The following is a 25103-nucleotide window of genomic DNA, read 5'->3' on the forward strand; positions in this document are numbered from 1 at the left end:
TGTGGAAGCCTTGTGAGGGGTGGAGCTGACCGGTACTAATAGGCCGAGGGCTTGTCCGCTGCAGGTAATTGGATGTTCGCGCACATTTGTTCACATCATGGTTTCCGTGGTGGTTATGGCGGGGGGGTTACACCCGGTTACATTCCGAACCCGGTCGTTAAGTCCTTTTGCGCTGATGGTACTGCCCTGTGGTGGGGTGGGAGAGTAGGTCGCTGCCACGGTTTTTCTTGGAGGGGGTCGCCCATGGGGCGGCCCCCCTTTTTTTGTTGTACGGGTGTGATGGTGGTTGGGGTGTGGTCGAGCGGTTGGGGGTGGTGACCTTTGGGGCCCTGTGGTGCTGTAGCGGGAGGGTTTGCGGGCCGACCCCCTGTGGTTGAGCATCCGCGACGGTGACCCTCGAACCCCCTGTGGCCAAGCGCGCGGGGGACGCTCTGCCCAACCCCCCTGGGGCTGAGCGAGCAGGGGTGCTTTGCCCAACCCCCCTGTGGTCCTGTACCGGTCAGGCCTCCCCAACCCCCCTGTGGCTGGACGGGCGGGAGTGCTTTGCCCAACCCCCCTGTGGTCCTGTACCAGTCGGACCTCCCTAACCCCCCTGTGGTTGGGCGGGCGGGGAGGGTGTAGACCCCCTTTCCGGTGACGGGTGTGCGGACCTGTGTGGGGCTTGGGGCGGGTGTTTGCTGGACCGTCCACCCCCCGCTCCTGGGGCCGGGGGTGTCATCACTTCGGAATCACGTTCCCACGTGGTGGCCGCCTTCTGCATATCTGTGGACCGTCCGGGGTGACGGTAGGTGAGGGACCTCGCCCTCCGGAACGAATTCGCTGCGCGAACACGCCCTCCGGACGAGCCACACCCCCACCGGTGACCGGGGCGGTAGAACACCACACCCAACCCCCTATGGACCCGAGAACCAGTCGACCCAACCCCCCTTCGGCGCCCCGGAGCGAGCACGCGCTCTGTCCGACCCCCTGTGGTTGGCCGACCAGGGACGGTCACCCCCGACCCCCGCAACACAAGGCCCCGGGCGGGCTCTCGGTGACCCGGGGGTCAGATGGGACGGCGGCCGGTCAGGCCGATCGGCGCGCGATGTCGGCCACCGACGGGCGGGTGGCCGGAATCCCTCCCCGCCCGGCCCAGCCACAGGGGGGTTCGAGGGTCACCGTTCCCGGGCGCTCAACCCCTCGGGGGGTAGAGGGTCACTGTCCCTCATCGGCCAGCTACTGGGGGGTTGGGTGGTCCTGTTCTCGGGTCCACTGGGGGTTGGGTGTGGTGTTTTACTGCCCCGGTCACCGGTGGGGGTGTGGCTCGTCCGGAGGGCGTGTTCGCGCAGCGAATTCGTTCCGGAGGGCGAGGTCCCTCACCTATGGTCACCGCTGGCGGTCCACAGATATGCAGGCGGCGGTCACCACGTGGGAACGTGATTCCGAAGTGATGACACCCCCGACCCCAGGAGCGGGGGGTGGACGGTCCAGCAAACATCGGCCCCAAGCCCCACACCGGTCCGCACACCCGTCACCGGAAAGGGGGTCTACACGCTCACTGCCCGCCCAACCACAGGGGGGTTGGGCAAAACATCCCTGTCCCGCTCAGCCCCAGGGGGGTTGGGGAGGCCTGACCGGTACAGGACCACAGGGGGTTGGGCAAAGCACCCCTGCTCGCTCAGCCCCAGGGGGGTTGGGCAGGGCGTCCCCCGCGCGCCTGGCCACAGGGGGTTTCGAGGGTCACCGTCGCGGATGCTCAACCACAGGGGGTCGGCCCGAAAACCCTCCCGGTACAGCACCACAGGGGATCCGCCGGAAACCCTCCCGGTACAGCACTGCCGGGAACCCTCCTGGTACAGGACCACAGGGGATCCGTCGAAAACCCTCCCACCCCGGTCACCCCAGGGGCTCCGCCGCAAACCTTCCCGCCCCGCTTCACCCCAGGGGGCCGACGGCCACCGCCCCCGCGTCCCCCCGCGGCCCGGCCCCCGCGGACGCCGCGGACACGCGTCGGCCCGGGAGGGACTCCCCCTCCCGGGCCGACGCGTGTGCGCTACGACTCCAGGGCGAGCAGGAACCTCTTGCGCTCCAGGCCCCCCGCGTAGCCGGTGAGGGACCCGTCGGCCCCGATCACACGGTGGCACGGCACGATGATGCTGATCGGGTTGCGGCCGTTGGCCATGCCGACCGCCCGGGAGGCGGTCGGACGGCCCAGCTCCTCCGCCAGCTGGCCGTAGGAGGCGGTCTCGCCGTACGGGATCGTGGTCAGGGCGGCCCACACCTTCAACTGCCAGTCCGTGCCGGCCGGGGCGAGCGGGAGGTCGAACTCCCGGAGGTCACCCGCGAAGTAGGCCCGCAGCTGGGTGATCGCCTCCTTGAACGCGGGCTGGTCCCTGTCCCAGCTCTCGGGGACGGCTTGCGCCCGGGTCCACACCCCGCTGAGGGACTCCGCGTCGCCGAAGAGCGTCAGCTCGCCGATGGGGGAGTCCATGGTGGCGTAGCGGGTCGGTCCCGTCGCCTCGCGGAACTCCTGCCGGAGCAGTCGAGGCGGGGCCTCCGGGCGGGGTACTTCCACGTCGAGTGGCAACGTTGGCTGGTTCATGTCGCATCCGTTCTCGCCCACAGGAGGTGTGTGGCGTAGGACCGCCACGGGCTCCATTGTTCCGGTGTGATCTGCTCGCTGCGCAGTGCCTGGCGGACCCCCAGGTCCCCGTCGAGGAAGACGTCGGGGTCTCCCAGGCCGCGCATGCGGATGTAGCTCGCGGTCCACGGGCCGATGCCGCGGAGCGCCAGGAGGTCCTTCTCGGTCCGTTCCCGGTCGCAGCCGGGACCGAGGTCGACGCCGCCGTCGGCGATCGCCGCGCAGAGGCCGACCAGGGCACGTCCCCGCGAAACGGGCATCGACAGGTCGGACGGGTCGACCGCGGCCAGGGTCTCCGGAGTCGGGAAGAGGTGGGTCAGCCCGCCTCCCGTGTCCTCCAGGCCCTCCGGAAGCGGCTGGCCGAACCGTTCGACGAGCCGACCGGCCAGCGTTCGGGCGGCCTGTACGGAGACCTGCTGCCCGAGCACCGCCCGGACAGCCAGTTCCGCGGCGTCCACGTGGCCGGGGGAGCGGATGCCCGGGTGCGCGGCCACCGTGGGGCCCAGGACCGGATCGTCACGCAGCGCCTCAAACACCGCGCGCGGGTCGGCGTCCAGGTCCAGCAGCCACCGGCACCGGCGGACGGCGGACATCAGGTCGCTGGGGGAGGACAGCCGGAGGCGGCACACGACGTGCCCGTCACCGGCGGAGAGTTCGACGACGCCCGGTCCGTGCGGGAGGGAGAGCGTGCGGCGGTACGCGCCGTCGCGGAACTCCTCGACGCCGGGCACCGCGCGGTCGCCCAGGAAACGCAGCGTCCGGTCCAGGCCGATCGGCTCCCGGTAGGGCAGCCGGAGCGTGAGCGACCCCTCCGGCGCGGGGCCGCCCCCGCGCATATCGGTGGGGGTCCGGTCGAAGACCACGCGCATCGTCTCGTTGAACTGCCGGATGCTGGAGAAGCCCGACGCGAACGCCACGTCGGCGAGCGGCATGTCGGTGGTCTCCACCAGGATGCGCGCGGTCTGCGCGCGCTCCGTACGGGCCAGGGCCAGGGCGCCCGCCCCCAGTTCGGCGGTCAACAGGCGGTTGAGCTGGCGTTCGCTGTACCCGACGGCCGAGGCGAGGGCGCCCACTCCGCCGCGGTCCACGGCGCCGTCCTGGATGAGCCGCATCGCCCGGCCCACGACGTCGGCCCGCAGGTTCCACTCGGGGGAACCGGGCGTCCGGTCGGGGCGGCAGCGCTTGCAGGCCCGGTAGCCGGACTCCTGCGCGGCGGCGGCCGACGGGAAGAAGCTCGTGTTCTCCCGCTTGGGCGTCACCGCCGGGCAGCTGGGGCGGCAGTAGATGCCGGTCGTGCGCACCGCGGTGTAGAACACGCCGTCGAATCGGGCATCGCGGCTGTGCACGGCGCGGTAGCGCTGGTCGTCGTCCATGTGTCCATGTTCACCGACGCGTCAGACCCTCGGCTGGCGGTTTTCGGACATTAGCCTTCCCGCGTCTTGAGGTACTCCACGTAGACCGGGCGCAGGGCCTCCTGCACCTTCGGGTCGCTCTCCACGGACAGGGCCTCGTACAGGAACCCGGACGCCTGGGCGACGCTGGCGTCGCTCGCCTCCATGTTGCCCGCGACCGCCTCGGCCGCCGGGATCAGCCTCAGCAGGCGCCAGAAGAAGCGCACGTCCCACCGCTCGCGTGCGAGCTCCACGGCGCGGTCCCGCAGTTCCTCGGTGCTGAGCCGTTCGAAGTTCTCCCCGTTCTCCCCCATGCCGGGAAGATACCCCCGAGCGTGGCCGCCATCCCTGGGTTACGCTTCTCCCGGGGGGTGTGTCATGACCAGGGTCGTCGTCGCCAAGCCCGGTCTGGACGGGCATGACCGCGGGGTGAAGATCGTCGCCCGGGTGCTGCGCGACGCCGGGGTCGAGGTCATCTACACCGGGTTGCGGCAGACTCCCGAGATGATCGTCGCCACGGCGCTCCAGGAGGACGCCGACGCCATCGGCCTGTCCGTGCTCTCCGGCGCCCACATGACCATCTTCGCCCGCGTCATGGAACTGCTTCGGGAGAACGACGCCACCGACATCCGGGTCTTCGGGGGCGGCATCATCCCCGACGCCGACATCGGGGAGCTGGAGCGCATGGGGGTCGCCCGGATCTTCACCCCCGGCTCGCCGACGGCGGAGATCGCCGAGTGGGTGCGGGAGAACGTGCGTCCGGCGACCGCGCGCGGGTGATGTTCGTCGCATCCTCCAAGGGGTGAATGCTCCCGTGGCGGTGTGATTGTTCGTGTCTCTGATCACACGAATTCCCATCAGAGGTGCCTCACGGGGCCGTATGGGCGCGGATCGGGCCGGAACGGCCCTGGGCAACACGCCCCCGGTGTCCGTCGGCCAGATCTCGGGCGACTAAGCTTTGCGCATGTCGCGGGTGGCGATACCCGGCGTCTTCTGTAGCAACCCAGCCCACGAGGCTGCGCGTCGTGTGACACATGATCAGTGAGTCGCAGCCGATCCGGACGAGGCCACCCCGGCAGACACTCTTGAGCCAGCGAGTTACAAGGACGGACCCTCGTGGACCTGTTCGAATACCAGGCGAAGCAACTCTTCGCAGAGTACGGGGTTCCCGTACCCCAGGGGAAGGTGGCGAGCACGGCCGCTGAGGCGCGTGCCATCGCTGAGGAGTTCGCCGCCGCGGGCAAGCCTCGCGTCGTCGTCAAGGCGCAGGTCAAGACCGGCGGCCGCGGCAAGGCCGGCGGCGTGAAGGTCGCGGAGGGGCCCGAGGACGCCCAGGCCAAGGCCGAGCAGATCCTCGGAATGGACATCAAGGGCCACACGGTCCACCGTGTCCTGGTCGAGGAGGCCTCCGACATCGCGGAGGAGTACTACTTCTCCTTCCTCCTGGACCGCGCGAACCGCACCTTCCTGTCGATCTGCTCCGCCGAGGGAGGCATGGAGATCGAGGAGGTCGCGGTCTCCAACCCCGACGCGGTCGCCAAGATCGCCGTCGACCCGCTGACCGGCGCTCCCGCCGACGTCGCCGCGGAGATCGTCAGGGCGGGCAAGCTCCCGCAGGCCGCCGCCGAGGGCGCGGCCGAGGTCGTCACCAAGCTGTGGGACGCCTTCGTCGGCAAGGACGCGACCCTCGTCGAGGTCAACCCGCTCATCCTCACCAAGGACGGCCGTGTCGTCGCGCTCGACGGCAAGGTGACCCTGGACGAGAACGCCGAGTTCCGCCAGGACCTGGAGAGCCTCACCTTCCCGGAGGAGGGTGACCCGCTGGAGGTCGCCGCCAAGGAGAAGGGCCTCAACTACGTCAAGCTGGACGGCGAGGTCGGCATCATCGGCAACGGCGCGGGTCTGGTCATGTCCACCCTGGACGTGGTCGCCTACGCCGGCGAGGCGCACGGGGGCGTCAAGCCCGCGAACTTCCTGGACATCGGCGGCGGGGCGTCCGCCGAGGTCATGGCCAACGGCCTGGAGATCATCCTGGGCGACCCGGCGGTCAAGAGCGTGTTCGTCAACGTCTTCGGCGGCATCACCGCCTGCGACGCCGTCGCCAACGGCATCGTCCAGGCGCTGGAGCTGCTGGAGGGCCAGGGCGGGGACGTCTCCAAGCCGCTGGTCGTGCGACTGGACGGGAACAACGCCGAGCTGGGTCGCGAGATCCTCACCAAGCGCGCCCACCCGGCCGTGCGACAGGTCGACACGATGGACGGCGCCGCCGCTCAGGCCGCCGAGCTCGCGGCGAAGTAGGGGAACGGACACCATGGCTATCTTCCTGAGCAAGGACAGCAAGGTGCTGGTCCAGGGCATGACCGGCTCTGAGGGCACCAAGCACACCCGCCGCATGCTCGCGTCGGGCACCAACATCGTCGGCGGCGTCAACCCGCGCAAGGCCGGGCAGAGCGTCGACTTCGACGGCACCGACGTCCCGGTCTTCGGCTCCGTGGCCGAGGGCATGGAGGCCACGGGCGCCGACGTCACCGTCATCTTCGTCCCGCCCAAGTTCTGCAAGGGCGCGGTCGTCGAGGCGATCGACGCCGGCATCGGCCTGGCCGTCGTGATCACCGAGGGCATCCCCGTGCACGACACCGCCGCGTTCTGGGCGCACGCGGGCGCCAAGGGCAACAAGACGCGGATCATCGGCCCGAACTGCCCGGGTCTGATCACGCCGGGCCAGTCCAACGCGGGCATCATCCCGGCCGACATCACCAAGCCGGGCCGGATCGGGCTGGTGTCCAAGTCCGGGACGCTGACCTACCAGATGATGTACGAGCTGCGCGACATCGGCTTCTCCTCGGCCGTGGGCATCGGCGGCGACCCGATCATCGGGACCACGCACATCGACGCGCTCGCCGCGTTCGAGGCCGACCCCGACACCGACGTGATCGTGATGATCGGCGAGATCGGCGGCGACGCCGAGGAGCGTGCCGCCGACTTCATCAAGGAGAACGTGTCCAAGCCGGTCGTCGGCTACGTGGCCGGGTTCACCGCCCCCGAGGGCAAGACCATGGGTCACGCGGGCGCGATCGTGTCGGGCTCCTCCGGCACCGCCGCCGCCAAGAAGGAGGCCCTGGAGGCCGTCGGCGTCAAGGTCGGCAAGACCCCCAGCGAGACCGCCAAGCTGGTGCGCGAGCTGTTCTAGGACACCGCGCCGTCACGGCCCCGTCCCCGGTGTGGGGGCGGGGCCGTTCCTCATTCGCCCTCGATCTGGCCGCGCCCGCCCCCGAGTTCGCGGCGGGTCCTCCTCGCTCGGATTTCGCGCGTGGTGGCCACGGCCACGCCGGGGACGACGACGAGTGCGAAGAAGGCCAGCCAGCCGATGATGGCGTACTGGTTCCCGCTGATGATCGCGGGCAGCCCCCACAGCACGAAGAGGAACCCGCCCCAGATGAGCGGGCCGGTCGCCCGGTTGCCCTCCCGTCCGTCGTCGGCCGCGGGCACGGCCGGGGCCTGCGCCGCCGGTTCGGCGGGTGCCAGGTCCGCGGGCGGCGTCTCCGGGTGCGTCAGGGTCGTGGGACGCAGGCGCGGGGGGAGGTCGTCGAAGAGCGGTGCCAGGTCGGCGGTGGTGACCGCGTTCAGGGCGGTGGTGGATCGGGACTCGTGCTCGTCGAAGTCCAGCCGCCCCTCCGAGAGCGCCGTCCGCAGCCGTTCCAGGGCCTCGTCGCGCTCGTCGTCGGACAGTCGGTAGCCGTGGTCGGGGCCGGTCATGGGGGTTCCTTCGGGGTGCGTGGGAGGGAGGTCGTCCGTGCGGTCTATCACATGCCCTGCGCTCCCTGCACCGCCGCCGACGGGCGCCGCGTCCGCCGACCGGACCGTCACGGCCGCGGGGACCGCTCTGTCCCCGCGCCTCCTACCGGAGCCGGGACCGGGTGCGGGAGCCTCCGAGCGCGGGGGCGTGTCCCGCCCCTGCCTCTGGGACGCCCGTCCGGGCCATCGGGTTCCGGTTCACCCACGACACGCGCGGCCGGGATACCCCGGAGCATTCCGGTGCCTGGCAGCATAAGTCGGGTGAGTACGCCAGGATCTCCCCCTGACCGCGGTCGGAAACGGCCGAGCGGCACGCCGGCCGACCCACCCAGGGAACCCTCCCACGGGCCTCGGCCGCTCTACCCGACCGGCGGGATCGCCGCCGCCACCGCGGCGGGCAGCGGCCTCGCGGTCATCGTGACGCTCACCATCGCCGGCTGGGTGGCCGCGCCGCACGCGCCGTTCGGCGAGGAGATCGTCGAACTCCTCCAGGGGGCGGTGCTCGCCTGGCTCGTGGGCCACCACGTCTCCTTCACCATCCAGGACGGCCAGTTCGGGCTGCTGCCGATCGGGCTGGTCCTCATCCCCGCCCTGCTCCTGTACCGGTCGGGGCGGTGGCTGGCGCGCAGCTGCGAGATCGGGCGGCTGAGGCACGTCCACCGGGCGGCGCTGGCGATCGCCGGGCCCTACGCGGCGATCGCGGGCACGCTCGCGCTGCTGGCGCGCACCGACGCGGTGGAGCCCAGCATGCCGCGCGCGCTGGTGATGGGGTTCGTCATCGCCTTCCTGTCCGGGGGGCTCGGCGCGCTGCGCCAGATGATGCGTGAACGGGGGGTGGCGGTGCGAGCCCTGCTGGGGCTCATGCCGGGGCGTGCGCGCTCCCTCCTGGTGGGAATGGGAGCCGCCACCGGTTCCCTGCTCCTGGGCGGGCTCCTGCTGTTCCTGGCGGCGCTCGCGGCCAACCTGCCCGAGGCGGTCGAGGCGACCCGGGCGCTCGCACCCGGGGTGGTCGGCGGGGCGCTGCTCCTGCTCGTCCAGCTCGCGTACCTGCCCAACGCGGTGGTCTTCGCCGTCTGCTACGCGCTCGGGCCGGGGTTCACGATGGGCGCGGCGACGATCGTGGCGCCGACCGGTGTCTCCGTCGGCCCGCTGCCGATGTTCCCGATACTGGCCGCCCTCCCCGCCAACGGCGCCGCGCCCGTGGTGTCGCTGGCGGCGCTGGCCGTCCCGTTCGCGGCGGGCGCGGTCGGCGGTGTGCTGACCCAGCGCAGCGCGCCGGACGTGGTCAGCGAGGCGGCGCCACTGTGGGGGTTCGTGTGCGGTGTGACCACGGGGATGGTGTGCGCGGCGCTGGGCGAGCTGGCGGGCGGTTCCCTCGGGGCGGAGCGGCTGACCGACATCGGCCCCTCCTCGTGGCAGGTGGGGCTGGTCGCGGCGCTGGAGGTCGGGGTGGCGGCGGCGATCGCGGCGTGGATCGCCAACTGGTGGTACACGCGCCGGATGCGCCTGGCGGTCGCGGCGGCGGCCGAGGTCCCGGAGAAGACGGGGACCGGCGGGGCCGAGCCGGAGCTGCCCGAGCCCGTGCCGGTCGGCGAGGGGCTGGCCACGGTGACGCCGCTGCGCCCGCGCGAGGACGGGGAGGACGAGCCCGCGGAGCGGGAGCCGTCCGAGGCGGAGCGCTTCACCGAGCGGCAACGGGTCCGGGAGAGGGCCAAGCGTGCGAAGCGGGCCGAGCGCGCCGCGCGTCGGGAGGCCCGCGCCGAGCTGCGCGCCCAGCGCGGGGAGGAGCGGCGTGCGCGGAAGGCGGAGAAGCGCCGCGGACGCCGCCGACACCGCGACGAGGAGTCCGAGGAGTTGTACGGGATCAGCTACGAGGCCTCGTCGGAGGAGGTCGACGCTCCCTGACCGCCGGGGCGGGGCGCCGCGGGTGCGCGTCCCTCGTCCGGACCGGGCCGACGCCCGGACCCGGGAGGGGGCCGTGGTGGAGCGTTCCGCCCCCAGCCGATGACGCCGACCCGCCCGTCTCGCGCCGCACGGCCCCTGGGAGCGGAACCGGGTCCCGCCGCGTGCGGCGGGACCCGGGACGGGAGGTCAGCCCTTGGCGGCGGTCTTCCTGGAGGGTTCGAAGATCGCGTTGACCAGCTCCGTGCACCACGCGAGCAGCTCCAGGTCGCGCAGCGGCTTGCCGCCGATTCCGCCCGCCTTGGGCACCGGCACGAGCAGCGTCCTGGTCGCCTCCTTGCGCACGGACTTGGGGTACATCCGGCGCAGCCGCAGTTCCTGCGACTCGCGCAGCTCCACCGGGGCGAAGCGGATCTGGTTGCCCTGCAGGACCACGTCGGACAGGCCCGCCGACTTGGCCAGCACCCGGAACCGCGCCACGGCCATGAGGTTGTCCACCGGCTCGGGCGGGGTCCCGTACCGGTCGGTGAGCTCCTCGTACGCGGCGAGGATGTCCTCCTCGCAGGTGACGCTGGCGATGCGCTTGTAGGACTGCAGGCGCAGCCGCTCGCCCGGCACGTAGTCGTGCGGGATGTGCGCGTTGATGGGCAGCTCGACGCGGGTCTCGACCTCCTCGGCCGCGTCCGGGTCGCCCTTGAGCTCGGCGACGGCCTCGCCGACCATGCGCACGTACAGGTCGAAGCCGACCCCGGCGATGGTCCCGGACTGCTCGGCGCCCAGGATGTTGCCCGCGCCGCGGATCTCCAGGTCCTTCATCGCCACGTACATGCCCGCACCGGTCTCGGTGTGCTGGGCGACCGTGGCCAGCCGCTCGTAGGCGGTCTCGGTGAGCGGCTTCTCCGGCGGGTAGAGGAAGTAGGCGTAGGCGCGCTCACGGCCCCGGCCGACCCGGCCGCGCAGCTGGTGCAGCTGGGACAGGCCGTAGGTGTCGGCGCGGTCGATGATGAGGGTGTTGGCGTTGGGCACGTCCAGGCCGGACTCGACGATGGTCGTGGAGACCAGCACGTCGAAGTTCTTCTCCCAGAAGTCGACCATCACCTTCTCGAGCTGCTGCTCGTTCATCTGGCCGTGCGCGTAGGCCACGCGGGCCTCGGGCACCAGGCGCTGGATGGACGCCGCGACCTTGTCGATGGAGGCCACCCGGTTGTGCACGAAGAACACCTGTCCTTCGCGCATCAGCTCGCGGCGGATGGCCGCGGTGATCTGCTTGTCCTCGTAGGGGCCGACGAAGGTGAGCACCGGGTGGCGCTCCTCCGGCGGAGTGAGGATGGTGGTCATCTCCCGGATGCCGGTGAGGCCCATCTCCAGCGTTCGCGGGATCGGGGTGGCCGACATGGCGAGCACGTCGACCTGGGTGCGCAGCCGTTTGAGCGACTCCTTGTGCTCGACGCCGAAGCGCTGCTCCTCGTCGATGATGACCAGGCCCAGGTCCTTGAACCGGGTCTCGGCCGACAGCAGCCGGTGCGTGCCGATGACCACGTCGACCTCGCCGCTGCGCAGCCCCTCGCGGGTCAGCTCCACCTCGGCGTCGGTCTGGAACCGCGACATCGGCTTGACCGTGACCGGGAAGGACGCGTACCGCTCGGTGAACGTGGACAGGTGCTGCTGGACCAGCAGGGTGGTCGGCACCAGCAGGGCGACCTGTTTGCCGTCCTGGACCGCCTTGAACGCGGCGCGCACGGCGACCTCGGTCTTGCCGTAGCCGACGTCGCCGCAGATCAGCCGGTCCATCGGGACCGAGCGGCCCATGTCCTTCTTGACCTCGTCGATCGCGGCGAGCTGGTCGGGCGTCTCCACGTAGGGGAACGCGTCCTCCAGCTCCCGCTGCCACGGGGTGTCCGGGCCGAACGCGTGGCCGGGGGAGGCCTGGCGGGCGGAGTAGAGCCGGATGAGGTCGCCGGCGATCTCGCGCACCACCTTGCGGGCGCGGCTCTTGGCCTTGCTCCACTCGGCGCCGCCCATCTTGGACAGCGTCGGCGCCTCGCCGCCGACGTACCGGGTGACCTCGCCCAGCTGCTCGGTGGGCACGAACAGGCGGTCGCCGGGTTGGCCGCGTTTGGACGGCGCGTACTCGATGAGCAGGTAGTCGCGGGTGGCGCCCTGTACCTGGCGGCTGACCATCTCCAGGTAGCGGCCCACACCGTGCTGTTCGTGCACGACGTAGTCGCCGGGTTTGAGCTGGAGCGGGTCGACCGTGCCGCGCCGCCGACTGGGCATCCTGCGCATGTCGCGGGTGGAGGACTTCTGGCCGACCAGGTCGGTCTCGGTGAGCACGACGGTGCGCACCGACCTGAGCAGGAACCCGTGGTCGACCAGGCCGGTGGTCACGGTGGCCACGGCGGACGCGGGCGGTTCGGCGAGGTCGGCGGCCAGGGTGGCGCCCAGGCCCGCGTCGCGCAGCATCGCCACGAGCCGTTCGGCGGGGCCGTGGCCCTGCGTGACCATGACGACGCTCCAGTCGTCGTGCAGCCAGCCCTTGACGTCGGCCAGGGCGCGTTCGGTGTCGCCCCGGTAGGACTCGGCGGGCACGGCGCCCACGACGACGGCGTGGTCCTCCTCGGCGGCGCCGTGGCCGTCGGCGCCGAACGGGGTCAGCCCCCACCAGGGCAGGCCCAGTTCCGCGGCGGTGGCGCGCAGGTCCGCGATGGACATGTACGCCGAGTCGCCGAGGTCGATGGGGGCCTCCCCGCCGGAGGCGGCGTTGATCCAAGAGGCGTCGAGGAACTCGGCGCTGGTGGCCTCCAGCTCGACGGCGCGGGTGCGGATGCGCTCGGGGTCGCAGCCGACGACGAGCGCGCCCTCGGGCAGGTAGGAGAAGAACGGCTCCATGCGGTCGGCGAGCACGGGAGCGAACGCCTCCATGCCCTCGACCGTGACGCCGTCGGCGATCCTGGTGAGGATCTCGGCCAGGGAGGGGTGTTCGGCGGCCAGGGCGCGGGCGCGTCCGCGGACGGTGTCGGTGAGCAGGAGTTCGCGGCAGGGCGGAGCGAACAGGCCGGAGGCGGCGTCGGAGCCGGGGGCGCCGCCCTCGGACGGCTGGATGGAGCGCTGGTCGGCGACCTGGAAGTAGCGGATGTCCTCGACGGTGTCGCCCCAGAACTCCAGTCGCAGCGGGTGTTCCTCGGTGGGCGGGAAGACGTCCAGGATGCCGCCGCGCACGGCCATGTCGCCGCGCTTCTCGACCAGGTCGACACGGGCGTAGCCGGTCATGGCCAGGGCGTCGACCACCTCCTCCAGGGGCGCTTCGTCGCCGGGGCGGATCCGCACCGGTTCCAGGTCGCCCAGGCCGCCCACGAGCGGCTGGAGGACGCTGCGCACCGGCGCCACGACCACCCGCAGCGGGGCGGTGAGGGGGTCGGCGGGGTCGGGGTGGGCGAGGCGGCGCAGCACGGCCAGGCGCTGGCCGACGGTGTCGGAGCGGGGGGACAGGCGCTCGTGCGGCAGGGTCTCCCACGCGGGGAAGTGCGCGACCGTGTCGGCGGGCAGCAGGGAGCCGAGGGCGTCGGTGAGGTCGGTGGCCTCCCGCTCGGTGGCGGTGATGGCCAGGACCGGCCGTCCGGCGCCGACGGGGGCGTCGGCGGCCAGTGCGCCCACCATGAAGGGGCGCAGCGCCGCGGGGGCGATGAGGTCGGTGTGGGGATCGTGGCCGCCGCGGGCGGCCTCGATCGCGCTGTGCAGCGCCGGGTCCTTGCAGACGTCGGCGAGAAGTCCAATGAGGCTCATAGCACCAAGGAGATGGGAGTGGTCCGGATCAGGCGGTGGTCGCGGCCTGCACGGTGGAGGGCGGCAATGTCGTGAACGGCCGCCCGGTTCCTCTCAGCCTAGCGACTCCCCCGGCTTCGCGCGGTCGGCCGTGGACGGCGGCCGCGGGCGCGCGCCCGCGGGCCCGCCCCGCGGGAGCGGGACGGCGCACAGCGAGTGAAACCAGCTTTGACCTGGTCGTATTCCGGATCGGTCGGATCGGCGCGGAGCCCGGGTCAGGAGCGGGCATACGCTGGGTGCATCGCGGACCACGACAGATGAGGGAGCGTGCGGTGAGTGCCAACGGGTGGGGACGCACACCGGTCGGGAACGCCGGCCGGCCGGAGGCGCGGGTGGTGACCCCGGCCCAGGACGAGCTCGCGCACCTGGAGCTGATCCTCAACGGAGCGTGTCCGCTGCCCGGTTTCATGACCAGGGAACAGGTCGCGTCGGTCGAGCGGGACGGGCGGCTGCCCGACGGCGGCGGCTGGCCGGTTCCGGTCACCCTGACCGTCCCCGAGCACCTCGCGGACGAGGACCGGCTGGTGCTGGCCGATCCCGAGGGCTTCCCGCTGGCGGAGCTGGCGGTCACCGAGCGCTGGACGGCCGACGGCGGGGACGGGCGCGCGGCCCGCCGCCACGTGGCCGGTGAGGTGTCCCTGGCCAACCTGCCCATGGGCGGCGTCCTGCGCAAGCTGCGGGTGCCGCCGGCCGAGGTGCGCGGTCAGCGCGCGCTCGGCCCCGACCATCCGCTGCTGGCCGTGGTCACCGACCGCCCCCTGCACCACCGGGCGCTGCACCAGGTCCGCGCCCAGGCCAAGGCGCTCGGCCACGCCGATCTGCTGGTGATCGTGGACGCCCCGCTGGAGGACGAGGGCCTGGCTCCGGCCGTGCTCGCGGCGGAGCCCCTGCTGTCGGCGCGTACGCGGTTCGTCGTGTGCACGCTGCCGCGCGCGGCCGCCCGTTCCGAGGGGGCGTTCGGGGGCCGGTGGGGAGCGCGCGACGTGGCGCTGGCCGCGCACGTGGCGGCCGCCTACGGGGCCACGCACATGATGGTGGAGGCGGGTCCGGCGGGCGCCGACGTCGAGGGCGCCGCGGCCCTGGAGCCGCCGGTGGTCCTGGTGTCGCCGGAGCCGTGGTGCTACGACACGGCCGGGGCGATGTGGCGGCCCCGGGAGGCCGTGGCCGAGGAGGCGCGCCGCGCCGAGCCGAGCGACGCGGAGGTGTCCGTGGAGCTGGCGCACGGCCGTGAGCTGCCGTCCTGGTTCACCCCGGCCCGGGTGGGCGCGGAGTTGGCCCGGTTGCGTCCGGCGCGGACCCGGCGTGGGTTGACGCTGCTGTTCACCGGGTTGTCCGGCTCGGGCAAGTCGACGATCGCGCAGCGGGTGCGCGAGGGCGTCAACCGGGCGGGGAGGACGGTGACGCTGCTGGACGGCGACGTCGTGCGGCTGATGCTGTCCAAGGGCCTGACCTTCTCGCGGGAGGACCGCGAGATGAACGTCCGCCGCATCGGCTACGTGGCCTCCGAGATCACCCGGCACGGCGGGGTGGCGGTGTGCGCGCCGATCGCCCCCTACGCCCGGAGCCGCGCCGAGGTGCGGGCCATGGTGGAGGAGTTCGGCGACTTCTTCCTCGTCCACGTGGCGACGCCGCTGGAGGTGTGCGAGGCCCGGGACCGCAAGGGGCTGTACGCCAAGGCGCGGGCGGGGGAGATCCCCGAGTTCACCGGGATCTCCGACCCCTACGAGGAGCCGACCGACGCCGACATGGTCATCGACACCGTGGACGAGGACCCGTTCGAGTCCGCGGCCAGGGTGCTGGCCGCGCTGCGCGAGGGCGGCTGGCTGCCGGAGAAGGAGCTGTAGGAGACGGTGATGCGCGATACCCCCGGCCACGACGGGGCCGCGGCCCCAGGACACCGGTTGCCGCACCTGGTCGAGGTGATGGCCACGCTGCGCCGGGAGTGCCCCTGGGACCGGGGCCAGACCCACGAGTCGCTGGCCAAGTACCTGATCCAGGAGGCCTACGAGACGTTGGAGGCCATCGAGGAGGGCGATCCGTCCCTGCTGCCCGAGGAGCTGGGGGACGTGCTGCTCCAGGTGGTCTTCCACGCGGCGATCGCGGCCGAGCGCCCGGAGGGCGACCCGGCGCGGTTCACCGTGGACGACGTCGCCGACGCGATCATCGACAAGATGACCCGCCGCCACCCGCACGTGTTCGGCGGGGTGGAGGTGTCCGGCGCCGACGAGGTCAAGAGCAACTGGGAGGCGATCAAGGCCGCCGAGCGGCGGGAGAAGGCCAGGGCGAGGGGGCACGACGGCGAGGGGTCGGTGCTGGACGGCGTGCCCTTCGCCCAGCCCGCCGTGCTGCTGTCGGAGGAGTTGCAGCGGAGGGCGGTGCGCAACGGCGTTCCGGCGGACCTGGTCGTCGACGACGGCGGCGCGGGCGGCGAGCTGTTCGCGGCGGTGGCGGCCGAGCGGGAGCGGGGCCGTGACGCCGAGGGCGACCTGCGGGCGGCGGCGCGTCGGTTCGACGCCCGTGTGCGGGCAGCGGAGGGGCTGGCCAGGGCGGACGGCAGCGACCCCCGGGAGTTGTCAGGGGACGCGTGGCGGCGCTACTGGGACCGTGCCGGGGAGGACCGCGAGGTGTAGGCGCCGTCCCGACGAGGGCGACGGCGCCGCGGTCCCGGTGGTGGAGCGGGCGCGCCGCGCACCGCGCGGGTATGTGTGCCCGGCACATGCCCCGGCGGCGGGAAACGGTGTCAACGGGACTTGACCCCCATGCGTCGCGTGACCCACAGTGCTCCGGTGTGGGCGCCTCCTGGGCCCGGATCTCCCCCGTTCCCCCGGGCGAGGGGCGCCCGACGATGGGAGCCTCATGCGTCGGTTCGGAAACCTCCTCGCCGCGTTCAGTGCCCGCTGGGTGCCGGACGCCTTCGTGTTCGCGATCTTCCTCACGGTCCTCGTCTTCGGTCTGGCCCTCGGGCTGACCGACCGCACTCCGCTCGAACTGGTCGGCGACTGGTACGGCGGGTTCTGGAACCTCCTCGAGTTCGGCATGCAGATGACCCTGGTGCTGGTCACCGGGTACGCGCTCGCCTCCTCGCCGCCGGCCAGGCGGGCGATCGGGTGGGTGGCGGGCCGCACGCGCGGCCCGCTCTCCGCGGTCGGCGTCACCGCGCTGGGCGCCGCTCTGCTGGGCACGCTGCACTGGGGGCTCGGCCTCATCGCGGGCGCCCTGCTGGCGGTGGAGGTGGCCCGGTCGTGCAGGGAGCGCGGCATCCGGGTGCACTTCCCGCTGGTGGCGGCGGGCGGGTACGTCGGACTGATGGTCTGGCACAGCGGCCTGTCCGGTTCGGCGCCGCTGCTGGTCAACACCCCCGGGCACTTCCTGGAGGAGCGGATCGGCCTGGTCCCGCTCAGCGAGACCATCCTCCAGCCGTTCAACCTGGTCTTCCTCGCCACGATGCTGATCGGCGCCCCGCTGCTGCTCATGAGCATGCATCCCCGGGCCGAGGACAGCGAGGAGATCGAGTCCCACGACGACGGCGCCGACGACGGCTCCGGCGGGGCGGGCGGCGGCGGGGTCCGCACCGCGACCGCTCTGCGGGAGCTGTCCCCGGCCCAGCGCCTCATGCACAGCCGTGTCCTGGTCTACCTGGTGGTGGCCGTGGGGCTGGTGTACCTGGTGCCCGCGCTGGTCGCCGGCGGTGTCGTGGGCATGGACATCAACCTGCTCAACTTCGCCTTCCTCATCGCGGGACTGGGCCTGCACGGGACGCTGGCGGGTTACTCGGCGGCGGCGGCCGAGGGGGCCCGCAACGCCGCGGCGGTCATCGTCCAGTTCCCCTTCTACGCGGGCATCATGGGGATCATGGCGAGCTCCGGGCTGCTGGAGGTCGTCACCGAGGCCTTCGTGTCCGTCGCCACGCCGTCCAGCTACCCGTTCTGGGCGCTGACCAGCGCCGCCCTGGTCAACTTCGCCGTGCCCTCGGGCGGCGGCCAGTGGGCGGTGCAGGGGCCCGTGGTCATCGGGGCCACCGAGTCCCTGGGCATCGACCCGGGGGTCGGAGTGATGGCGGTCGCGATGGGCGACCAGCTCACCAACGGCATCCAGCCGTTCTGGGCGCTGCCGCTGCTCGCGCTGACCCGGCTGCGGGCGGGCAGCGTGCTCGGCTACTCGGCGGCGGTGATGCTGTTCGCGTTCGTCGTCGCGTCGCTGTGCATCACCTTCCTCACCTGAATCGGGGCGGTGCGCCGTCCGCGGCGGGGCGGTGGTTCACCCCTCGTCCCGGCGCGGGCGCCGCCGGACCCGGCGCAGGTCGATGACCTCCGTCGCGGCGTCGCCGGGCGCGTGGCCCTCGGTGAAGGTCTCCTGGGGGCGGCGCGCCTGTTCGCTGATCACCAGCCACAGGCCGGCGATCACCCAGTTGGCCATCAGCGCCGACCCGCCCGCGGACAGGAACGGCGTGGTCATGCCGGTGAGCGGGATGACGAGGGTGGCGCCGCCCAGGACGATGAACACGTTGAAGGCCAGGAGGAACGCGTACCCCAGCGCGGTGAGCTTGAGGAAGACGTCGCGGCAGCCCAGCGCGATCCGGAAGCCCCGTTCGGCGAGCAGGAACAGCAGCATCAGAACGGCGAGGAGGCCGGTCAGCCCCAGCTTCTCGCCGATCGAGACCAGGATGAGGTCGCTGTCGGCGGCGAAGATCTCCTGGGCGAAGCCCTCGTTGAAGCCGGTGCCGAACACGCCTCCGTTGGCCAGCGCGAACATGCCCTCGACCACCTGGAAGCTGCCGCCCGGCTGTCCGTAGACGTCGGGGTCGAAGGCGTTCAGCCAGATCTCCACGCGGTTGCGCACGTGTCCGAACAGCAGGTAGGCGACGTAGGCTCCGGCGGCGAAGGCGGCGAGGCCGATGGCCACCCACGACTTGCGGGAGGTCGCGGCGTACAGGACGGCCAGGAAGGTGCCGAACAGCAGGAGCGAGGTGCCCAGGTCGCGGGTGCCCACCAGCAGCAGGATCGCCATGCCCCAGCCGACCGCCATGGGGGCCAGGTCCCGGGCGCGGGGGATGCTGAACACCTTGGTCCGGCCGACCCTGACCGTACGGGTGACCAGCGACATCACCTCGCGCCGCCGCCCCAGGTAGGAGGCGAGGAAGACGACCAGCAGGACCTTGGCGAACTCCGACGGCTGCATGGTGAACGGGCCGATCCCGATCCACCGGCGCGCCCCCAGCACCTCGATCCCCAGGGGCGAGAGCGGCAGCAGGAGCAGCAGCAGCGCTGCCACGGCGATGACGTAGGTGTACATGGTGAGGCGGCGCGGCTGGCGTACCAGGACGATCGTGGCCCCGCACAGGACCATGCCCACGACCGTCCACATGAGCTGTCGGTCGGCGTCGCCGTGGGCGGGCTCGGCCTCGGCCATCTGGAGGGCCCAGATCATGGTGAGGCCGAGCGCGTTGAGGACCGTGGCCAGCGGCAGGACGACGGGGTCGGCGTAGGGGGCGAGGAACCGGAGCAGGACGTGCAGCGCGACCGCGCCCGCGCTGACCACGGCGGCGGCGACGATGACGGAGGGTTCGACCCCGGCGGTCAGCGAGAGCGACGCGGTGACCAGGCCGGCCGCGCCGGTCACCAGAGCCGGGACGAGCAGGCGCAGTTCCGCCGATCTCTGGCGGACGGGCGGCAGCGCCCGGTGGGAGTCGTTCGTCTCGCGCTGAGGGTTGCCCATGTCGTCGTGCCGTTCCGCCGTCCACGTGAGGGGCACGGTGCCCGTGGAGGGCGGCCGCGCCCGGTCCGAGAGGGGAGGTTCGCCGTCCTCGCACTATAGGCGCGGTGCTGTCGGATGCCCGTAAGGCGTGCCGGGGCGCCCTCGGTGAGCGGGGGTGCTCAGGCGGAGGCCGGTGAGGGCGCGTCGAGGTCGATGGCCTCGGCGGCCCGGGACATCCTGTTCCCGAGTCCGGGCAGCGCCGAGAGCGCGGGGGCGGCGCGCAGCAGCAGGTTGCGCGCCGTGATCCCGAACCGGGTGCGGGGCGCGAGGAAGGACATGCCGGTGTCGGCGATGTCCTGGTTGACGCGGACGAAGGGGCGCATGCGGTCCTCGTAGGCGGCCAGCGCGGGTGCGAGGGCGTCGTGCCGGGCCAGTTCGCGGGCCAGCACGTAGGCTCCGACCAGCGCCAGGCTGGTGCCCTGTCCCGTCATGGGGGAGGGGCAGTACCCGGCGTCGCCGAGCAGGGTGACGCGCCCGGCCGACCACCGGTCCATGCGGATCTGGGCGACCGCGTCGAAGTAGAACTCGTCGGAGCGGTCCATCTCGTCCAGCAGGCGGTCGGTCTCCCATCCCGCGCCCGAGAAGTGCTCGCGCAGCATCCGCCGCTGCTCCTCGGGCGACGCGCGGTCGATGCCCGTGTCCTCGGCCGACGACAGACCGAACAGTGCCTGGGCGAGTTCCTTGCGCGGTGAGTGGTACAGGGCGGTGAGGCCGCGGGTCGTGTTGTACAGCAGGGTCTCGTCGGCGAGCCCGAGGTGGTGGGGGACGTCGCAGAAGCTGATGTAGCCGTGCAGGAACCGCCGGTACCGCTCCTCGGGGCCGAAGGCCAGCCGCCGGGTGCCCGAGTGCAGCCCGTCGGCGCCCACGACGAGGTCGGTGGTGCGGGGCGCGCCGTGCTCGAAGCGGACGCGCACGCCGTCGTCGTCCTGGTCCAGGGAGGTGAACCGGTCTCCGAGGACGTACTCGGTGTGCTCGCGGGTGTGCCGGTACAGGAGGGTGACCAGGTCCCCTCGCAGCACCTCCAGGGAGCGTCCCGAGGGGGTGAGGTCGGCGGCGTCGAACCCGGTCACGCGGTGTCCGCGTGCGTTGACGACGCTGACGCGGTTCATCCCGGTCCGGGCTCTGCGCAGGTCGGGGAGGAGGCCCATGCGGTCGGCGACGTCGACCGCCGCGCCGCGGACGTCGATCGCGTAGCCGCCGGAGCGGATCACGGGGGCTCGTTCGACCACGGTCGCGGCGATGCCGTGGCGGTGGAGCCCGTGGGCGAGGGTGGGACCGGCGATGCCGGCGCCGGAGATGAGGACGTGGCGTACGGCGGGCATGTCGTGCTCCTTGCGCTGCCGCGCTCCGGTGGGGCGGGAGCGGGGGGTCGGGACTGTCCGTGCGGGGCTCACACTAGGCGGCTACTTACCGGTCGTCAAGTAACTTACCGTCCGGCAGGTCGGCGATAGGATCGACCCATCACCGACGAGGGAGGGGAGGCCGCCGTGCCCAGGACCGAGGGCGACACGAGGGCGGAGATCCGCGAGGCGGCGCTGGAGCTGTTCGCGGAGAAGGGCTTCGAGAAGACGAGCCTGCGGGAGATCGCCGACCGTCTGGGGGTGACCAAGGCGGCGCTGTACTACCACTTCCCGTCCAAGGACGACCTCCTGCGCGCCCTGGTCGTCCCGTTCGCCGAGGAGATCGAGAGGGTCATCGACACGTACGGGGAGGGGCCCGCCCGGGATCCCCGCGCGGTCCTGACGGACTACTTCGACGTGTGCGTGCGCCACCGCGCGCTCATGCTCGGCATGCTCAACAACCTGGCCGCGCTGGCGCGGGTGGGGCTGGTCGAGTCCGTGGTCTCCTGGCGCCGCCGCCTGGAGGCCGTGCTGGTCGGCCCGGGGGCCGGAGCCGCGGCCAGCGTGGGCGCGGTGATCGCGCTCGGCGGGATCCAGGACGTCAGCGTCGTCCTCCGGCTCGACGAGGACCCGCGCGCCCAACGGGAGTACGCGGTCACCTGCGCCCTGGCCGCGTTGGAGGCCGGTGCGCATAAGGACTAGACCATTCCGGCCGGGTGGGCGAGCGACGCCGGTCAGGGGGTCGCTACCCTCGTGTCGGGTCCAGAACCAGTGGTCCGACCAACCAAGATACGGAGAGTGACCGTGGCGTCCATCGAGTCAGTCCAGGCGCGGGAGATCCTCGATTCCCGGGGCAACCCGACAGTCGAGGTCGAGGTCCTGCTCGACGACGGCACCTTCGCGCGCGCGGGTGTCCCCAGCGGTGCCTCCACCGGGCAGTTCGAGGCCGTCGAGCTGCGTGACGGCGGCGAGCGGTACGGCGGCAAGGGCGTGGAGAAGGCCGTCCGCGCCGTCAACGACGAGATCACCGGCGCGCTGCTGGGCAGCGACGCCGACGAGCAGCGCCTCATCGACCGTGCGCTCATCGACCTGGACGGCACGCCCGACAAGTCGCGGATCGGCGCCAACGCCATCCTCGGCGTCTCGCTGGCCGTGGCCAGGGCCGCCGCCGACGAGGCCGGGCTGCCGCTGTTCCGCTACATCGGCGGGCCGAACGCGCACGTGCTGCCCGTGCCGATGATGAACATCCTCAACGGCGGCGCCCACGCCGACAGCAACGTCGACATCCAGGAGTTCATGATCGCGCCGATCGGCGCGGCCACCTTCTCCGAGGCCGTGCGCTGGGGCGCGGAGGTCTACCACTCCCTCAAGGCGGTCCTCAAGTCCCACGGCCTGGGCACCGGCGTGGGTGACGAGGGCGGCTTCGCCCCGAACCTGGAGAGCAACCGCGCCGCCCTCGACCTCATCGTCGAGGCGATCACCAAGGCCGGGTACACCCCGGGCGCGGACATCGCGCTCGCCCTGGACGTGGCCGCCACCGAGCTGTACTCCGACGGCGTGTACACCTTCGAGGGCAAGCCGCGCACGTCCGAGGAGATGGCCGCCTACTACGCCGAGCTGGTCGCCGACTACCCGCTCGTGTCGATCGAGGACCCGCTCGACGAGGAGGACTGGGAGGGCTGGAAGCGCCTCACCGCCGCGCTGGGCGACAAGGTGCAGCTGGTCGGCGACGACCTGTTCGTCACCAACCCCGAGCGGCTCAAGCGCGGCATCGACGCCGACACCGCCAACTCGCTGCTGGTGAAGGTCAACCAGATCGGCACGCTCACCGAGACGCTGGACGCGGTCAGCCTCGCCCAGCGCAGCGGCTACACGGCGATGATCAGCCACCGCTCCGGTGAGACCGAGGACACCACCATCGCCGACATCGCGGTGGCCACCAACGCCGGCCAGATCAAGACCGGCGCCCCGGCCCGCAGCGAGCGCGTCGCGAAGTACAACCAGCTGCTGCGGATCGAGGAGGAGCTCGCCGACGCCGCCGTGTACGCGGGCGTGTCGGCCTTCCCGAGGTTCGCCGACCGCGGCTAGTCTGCCCCAGTGTCCCGCGAATCCAAACAGCCGCCCCCAAAGACGACGAAGGCCACCAGAGCCGACGGGTCGGAGCGCAGGGGTGCTCGGAACGCGGAGGCGCCGAGGCCGAGCGGGGGCCGCACCCGTCGGGTGCGGCCCATGCTCACCAGCCGCGCGGCCATCCTGGCCCTGGTCGTGTGCGTGATCGCTCTCAGCCTGGCCTACCCCCTGCGCGAGTACGTCCTGCAGCGCTCGCAGATCGCGCAGCTCCAGGACGAACGCGCCCGCATGGAGGAGGACGTGCGCGTCCTCCGGCAGCGGGAGGAGGAGCTCACACAGGAGGGGTACGTGGAGGACGAGGCGCGCACCCGCCTCCACTACCAGTACCCCGACGAGATCACCTACATCGTCATCAGCCCCGAGGACGAGGACGAGGACGGTCCCGAGTCGCCGCCGTCGGAGCCGTGGTTCGAGACCCTGTGGCGCTCGGTCGTGGAGGCCGACAGCCCGGTGCCGGACGCGGGGATCTGACCCACCGGCCGGAGCCGCGGACCGCCCGGTGCCCTAGGCTGGAGTCCGTCATGACTTCCGCAGATCAGCCCGCCCCCGGGCATTACGAGAACGTCCCGCGCGAGGGCGACGGCCGGTCGGCCCAGGGCCCGGTTCCGGCGCGCGACATCGCCGCCGTCGAACGCCAACTGGGCCGCGCGCCGCGCGGGGTGCGCGCGGTCGCCCACCGGTGCCCGTGCGGCCTGCCCGACGTGGTCCGCACCGCGCCGCGCCTGGAGAGCGGCGAACCGTTCCCGACGCTGTACTACCTGACCTGCCCGCGCGCGGCCTCCGCCATCGGTCGGCTGGAGAACGAGGGCCGGATGCGCGCGATGCAGGAGCGCCTGGGCGAGGACCCAGAGCTCCAGGCGGCCTACACCAGGGCGCACGAGTCCTACCTGGCCGAGCGCGACGAGCAGGCGCGGCTGGACGGGGTGGACCCGCTGCCCGCGGGGATGCAGAGCACCGGGGGCATGCCGACCCGGGTCAAGTGCCTGCACGCGCTGGTCGCCCACGAGCTGGCGGAGCCGGGGGTCAACCCGTTCGGGGCCGAGGCGCTGAAGGAGCTCCCGGACTGGTGGGACCGGGGACCGTGTGTGTGCGTGGACGAGGACGTGCCCGAGGAAGGGAACAGGTCATGAGCGGTGTCGCGGCCATCGACTGCGGAACCAACTCGATCCGGCTGCTGGTCGCCGAGGTCGTGCACGTGGACGGCGACGAGGTGCAGGTGGTCGACGTCGACCGGCGGATGGAGATCGTCCGCCTGGGCGAGGGCGTCGACGAGACGGGGGAGTTCGCGCCCCAGGCCCTGGAGCGCACGTTCGACGCGCTGCGGGGCTACGCGGAGGCGATCCGCGCGCACGGCATCGAACTCGGTCCGGACGCGGTGCGCATGGTGGCGACCAGCGCCACCCGGGACGCGGCCAACCGCCAGGTGTTCGTCGACGGGGTGAAGGAGATCATCGGGGTCGAACCCGAGGTGGTCACCGGGCTCGACGAGGCGGAGCTGTCCTTCGTGGGCGCCACCGCCGAGTTCGAGGCCGAGGCGGAGGACGACGGGTTCACACCGCCGTTCCTGGTGGTCGACATCGGCGGCGGGTCCACCGAGTTCGTGCTCGGCGGCGAGGGCGGTCCGGACGGCGAGCTGGTGCGGGCGTCGCTGTCGGTGGACATCGGGTGTGTGCGGATGACCGAGCGGCACCTGCGCGACGACCCGCCGACGGCCGAGCAGGTCGCCGCGGCCACGGCGGACATCGACGCCGCGCTCGACGAGGTGGAGAAGGTCGTTCCGCTGCGTGAGGCCGGTTCGGTGGTGTGCGTGGCCGGGACGGCGACCACGGTCGCCGGGATCGCCCTCGACCTGCCCGAGTACGACTCCGAGCGGATCCACCACACGCGGGTGGACGTCGCGGACCTGGAGCGCATCACGGCCGGACTGCTGCGCTCCACCCACGACGAGCGGGCGGGGATCGGCGTCATGCACCCCGGCCGGGTGGACGTGATCGGTGCGGGCGCGCTGGTGCTGTCCCGGGTTCTGGCGCGAACGGGCGCGGACCACTTCACGGCGAGCGAGCACGACATCCTGGACGGGGTCGCCTGGAGTCTGGTCGTGTAGGCGGTGCTTGTCCTGGGCTCCGCTGCGCTTCGGCCCGGGTTCGAGCGGGCCGGGGGTCGCAAGGCCCCTGACCTGCTCCTCCGGGTGAGACGCGTCACCCGGGCAGACCTTGTGAAAGCATTCACAACCACTCTGACCTGCGCAAACGTCGCTGGCATGGGTGGGAAAGTGGTGAGAAGGTGAACTGCTGTGAGCCTTCTCTGCCGACGGCTGCTTGTGAAAGAATGCACAAGCAACAGGGTCGT

General features: G+C 72.3%; 19 protein-coding genes and 1 rRNA gene. 13 read left to right on the top strand and 7 right to left on the bottom strand.

Annotation, left to right across the window (positions count from 1 at the left end):
- Positions 1-105 precede the first annotated feature (105 nt).
- Positions 106-221: ribosomal RNA gene (rrf, locus tag ACIBFB_RS14165) — 5S ribosomal RNA — on the top strand.
- Between the two features lie 1811 nt (positions 222-2032).
- Here the strand turns inward: rrf and ACIBFB_RS14170 are convergent.
- The 3 genes from ACIBFB_RS14170 to ACIBFB_RS14180 are packed head-to-tail and all read right to left on the bottom strand — an operon-like array spanning position 2033 to position 4325.
- On the bottom strand, positions 2033-2581 hold the full coding sequence (locus ACIBFB_RS14170; RefSeq protein WP_397229984.1) for a methylated-DNA--[protein]-cysteine S-methyltransferase: 549 nt from the start codon (positions 2579-2581) through the stop codon (positions 2033-2035).
- Positions 2578-3993 carry an AlkA N-terminal domain-containing protein gene (locus tag ACIBFB_RS14175; RefSeq protein WP_397229986.1) on the bottom strand — a complete coding sequence of 472 codons (1416 nt, stop codon included), beginning with the start codon at positions 3991-3993 and terminating at the stop codon, positions 2578-2580. Before ACIBFB_RS14175 ends, ACIBFB_RS14170 begins: the two co-directional genes overlap by 4 nt.
- A 50-nt stretch (positions 3994-4043) precedes the next feature.
- Entirely contained in the window at positions 4044-4325 is a 282-nt protein-coding gene (locus ACIBFB_RS14180) for a hypothetical protein (protein WP_397229988.1), read from the bottom strand.
- Positions 4326-4389: 64 nt separating this feature from the next.
- On the opposite strand from ACIBFB_RS14180, the gene ACIBFB_RS14185 reads away from it, so the two are divergent.
- From ACIBFB_RS14185 to sucD, 3 genes are all read left to right on the top strand, one after another.
- Positions 4390-4791, top strand: coding sequence for a cobalamin B12-binding domain-containing protein (locus ACIBFB_RS14185; RefSeq protein ID WP_397229990.1), 402 nt, complete (start codon positions 4390-4392; stop codon positions 4789-4791).
- A 336-nt stretch (positions 4792-5127) separates the two neighbouring features.
- The gene (gene sucC / locus ACIBFB_RS14190) at positions 5128-6309 is read left to right on the top strand and encodes an ADP-forming succinate--CoA ligase subunit beta (RefSeq protein WP_397229992.1); all 1182 of its coding nucleotides are present in this window, start codon (positions 5128-5130) and stop codon (positions 6307-6309) included.
- A 13-nt stretch (positions 6310-6322) separates the two neighbouring features.
- Complete coding sequence (gene sucD, locus ACIBFB_RS14195; RefSeq protein WP_397229994.1) at positions 6323-7201, top strand: succinate--CoA ligase subunit alpha; 879 nt, start codon at positions 6323-6325, stop codon at positions 7199-7201.
- Positions 7202-7251: 50 nt separating this feature from the next.
- Here sucD and ACIBFB_RS14200 read toward each other — a convergent pair whose 3' ends face one another.
- Positions 7252-7767 (bottom strand): DUF1707 domain-containing protein, encoded by a 516-nt coding sequence (locus ACIBFB_RS14200; RefSeq protein WP_397229996.1) that lies wholly within the window; start codon positions 7765-7767, stop codon positions 7252-7254.
- A 300-nt stretch (positions 7768-8067) separates the two neighbouring features.
- Between ACIBFB_RS14200 and ACIBFB_RS14205 the strand changes: the two genes are divergently transcribed.
- On the top strand, positions 8068-9711 hold the full coding sequence (locus tag ACIBFB_RS14205) for a DUF6350 family protein (protein ID WP_397229998.1): 1644 nt from the start codon (positions 8068-8070) through the stop codon (positions 9709-9711).
- 186 nt (positions 9712-9897) lie between these two features.
- Here ACIBFB_RS14205 and mfd read toward each other — a convergent pair whose 3' ends face one another.
- Positions 9898-13491 carry a transcription-repair coupling factor gene (mfd, locus tag ACIBFB_RS14210; protein WP_397230000.1) on the bottom strand — a complete coding sequence of 1198 codons (3594 nt, stop codon included), beginning with the start codon at positions 13489-13491 and terminating at the stop codon, positions 9898-9900.
- A 296-nt stretch (positions 13492-13787) separates the two neighbouring features.
- On the opposite strand from mfd, the gene cysC reads away from it, so the two are divergent.
- The 3 genes from cysC to ACIBFB_RS14225 all read left to right on the top strand — a co-directional run bounded on the left by cysC (position 13788) and on the right by ACIBFB_RS14225 (position 17751).
- Positions 13788-15374 (top strand): adenylyl-sulfate kinase, encoded by a 1587-nt coding sequence (cysC, locus tag ACIBFB_RS14215; protein ID WP_397230002.1) that lies wholly within the window; start codon positions 13788-13790, stop codon positions 15372-15374.
- Positions 15375-15383: 9 nt separating this feature from the next.
- A complete protein-coding gene (locus tag ACIBFB_RS14220) occupies positions 15384-16160 on the top strand; it encodes a MazG family protein (RefSeq protein WP_397230004.1) in 777 nt (258 codons plus the stop codon).
- Between the two features lie 226 nt (positions 16161-16386).
- Complete coding sequence (locus ACIBFB_RS14225) at positions 16387-17751, top strand: short-chain fatty acid transporter (protein ID WP_397230006.1); 1365 nt, start codon at positions 16387-16389, stop codon at positions 17749-17751.
- 36 nt (positions 17752-17787) lie between these two features.
- On the opposite strand, the gene ACIBFB_RS14230 is transcribed toward ACIBFB_RS14225, so the two are convergent.
- Complete coding sequence (locus ACIBFB_RS14230; RefSeq protein ID WP_397230582.1) at positions 17788-19245, bottom strand: FtsW/RodA/SpoVE family cell cycle protein; 1458 nt, start codon at positions 19243-19245, stop codon at positions 17788-17790.
- A 158-nt stretch (positions 19246-19403) separates the two neighbouring features.
- Complete coding sequence (locus tag ACIBFB_RS14235) at positions 19404-20606, bottom strand: FAD-dependent monooxygenase (protein WP_397230008.1); 1203 nt, start codon at positions 20604-20606, stop codon at positions 19404-19406.
- 165 nt (positions 20607-20771) lie between these two features.
- Here ACIBFB_RS14235 and ACIBFB_RS14240 point away from each other — a divergent pair, with 165 nt between their 5' ends.
- The 5 genes from ACIBFB_RS14240 to ACIBFB_RS14260 all read left to right on the top strand — a co-directional run bounded on the left by ACIBFB_RS14240 (position 20772) and on the right by ACIBFB_RS14260 (position 24858).
- Positions 20772-21326, top strand: a complete 555-nt coding sequence (locus tag ACIBFB_RS14240) for a TetR/AcrR family transcriptional regulator (RefSeq protein ID WP_397230010.1) — start codon at positions 20772-20774, stop codon at positions 21324-21326.
- Between the two features lie 102 nt (positions 21327-21428).
- Positions 21429-22712: a phosphopyruvate hydratase gene (gene eno / locus ACIBFB_RS14245; protein ID WP_397230584.1), complete on the top strand. Its 1284-nt coding sequence runs from the start codon at positions 21429-21431 to the stop codon at positions 22710-22712.
- Positions 22713-22853: 141 nt separating this feature from the next.
- Entirely contained in the window at positions 22854-23225 is a 372-nt protein-coding gene (locus ACIBFB_RS14250) for a septum formation initiator family protein (protein WP_397230012.1), read from the top strand.
- A gap of 50 nt (positions 23226-23275) precedes the next feature.
- Positions 23276-23884 carry a DUF501 domain-containing protein gene (locus ACIBFB_RS14255; RefSeq protein ID WP_397230015.1) on the top strand — a complete coding sequence of 203 codons (609 nt, stop codon included), beginning with the start codon at positions 23276-23278 and terminating at the stop codon, positions 23882-23884.
- Positions 23881-24858, top strand: a complete 978-nt coding sequence (locus ACIBFB_RS14260) for an exopolyphosphatase (RefSeq protein WP_397230017.1) — start codon at positions 23881-23883, stop codon at positions 24856-24858. The genes ACIBFB_RS14255 and ACIBFB_RS14260 overlap by 4 nt, the downstream gene beginning before the upstream one ends.
- Positions 24859-25103 lie beyond the last annotated feature (245 nt).

This window comes from Nocardiopsis sp. NPDC050513, assembly GCF_044457925.1.
Classification (GTDB): Bacteria; Actinomycetota; Actinomycetes; order Streptosporangiales; family Streptosporangiaceae; genus Nocardiopsis.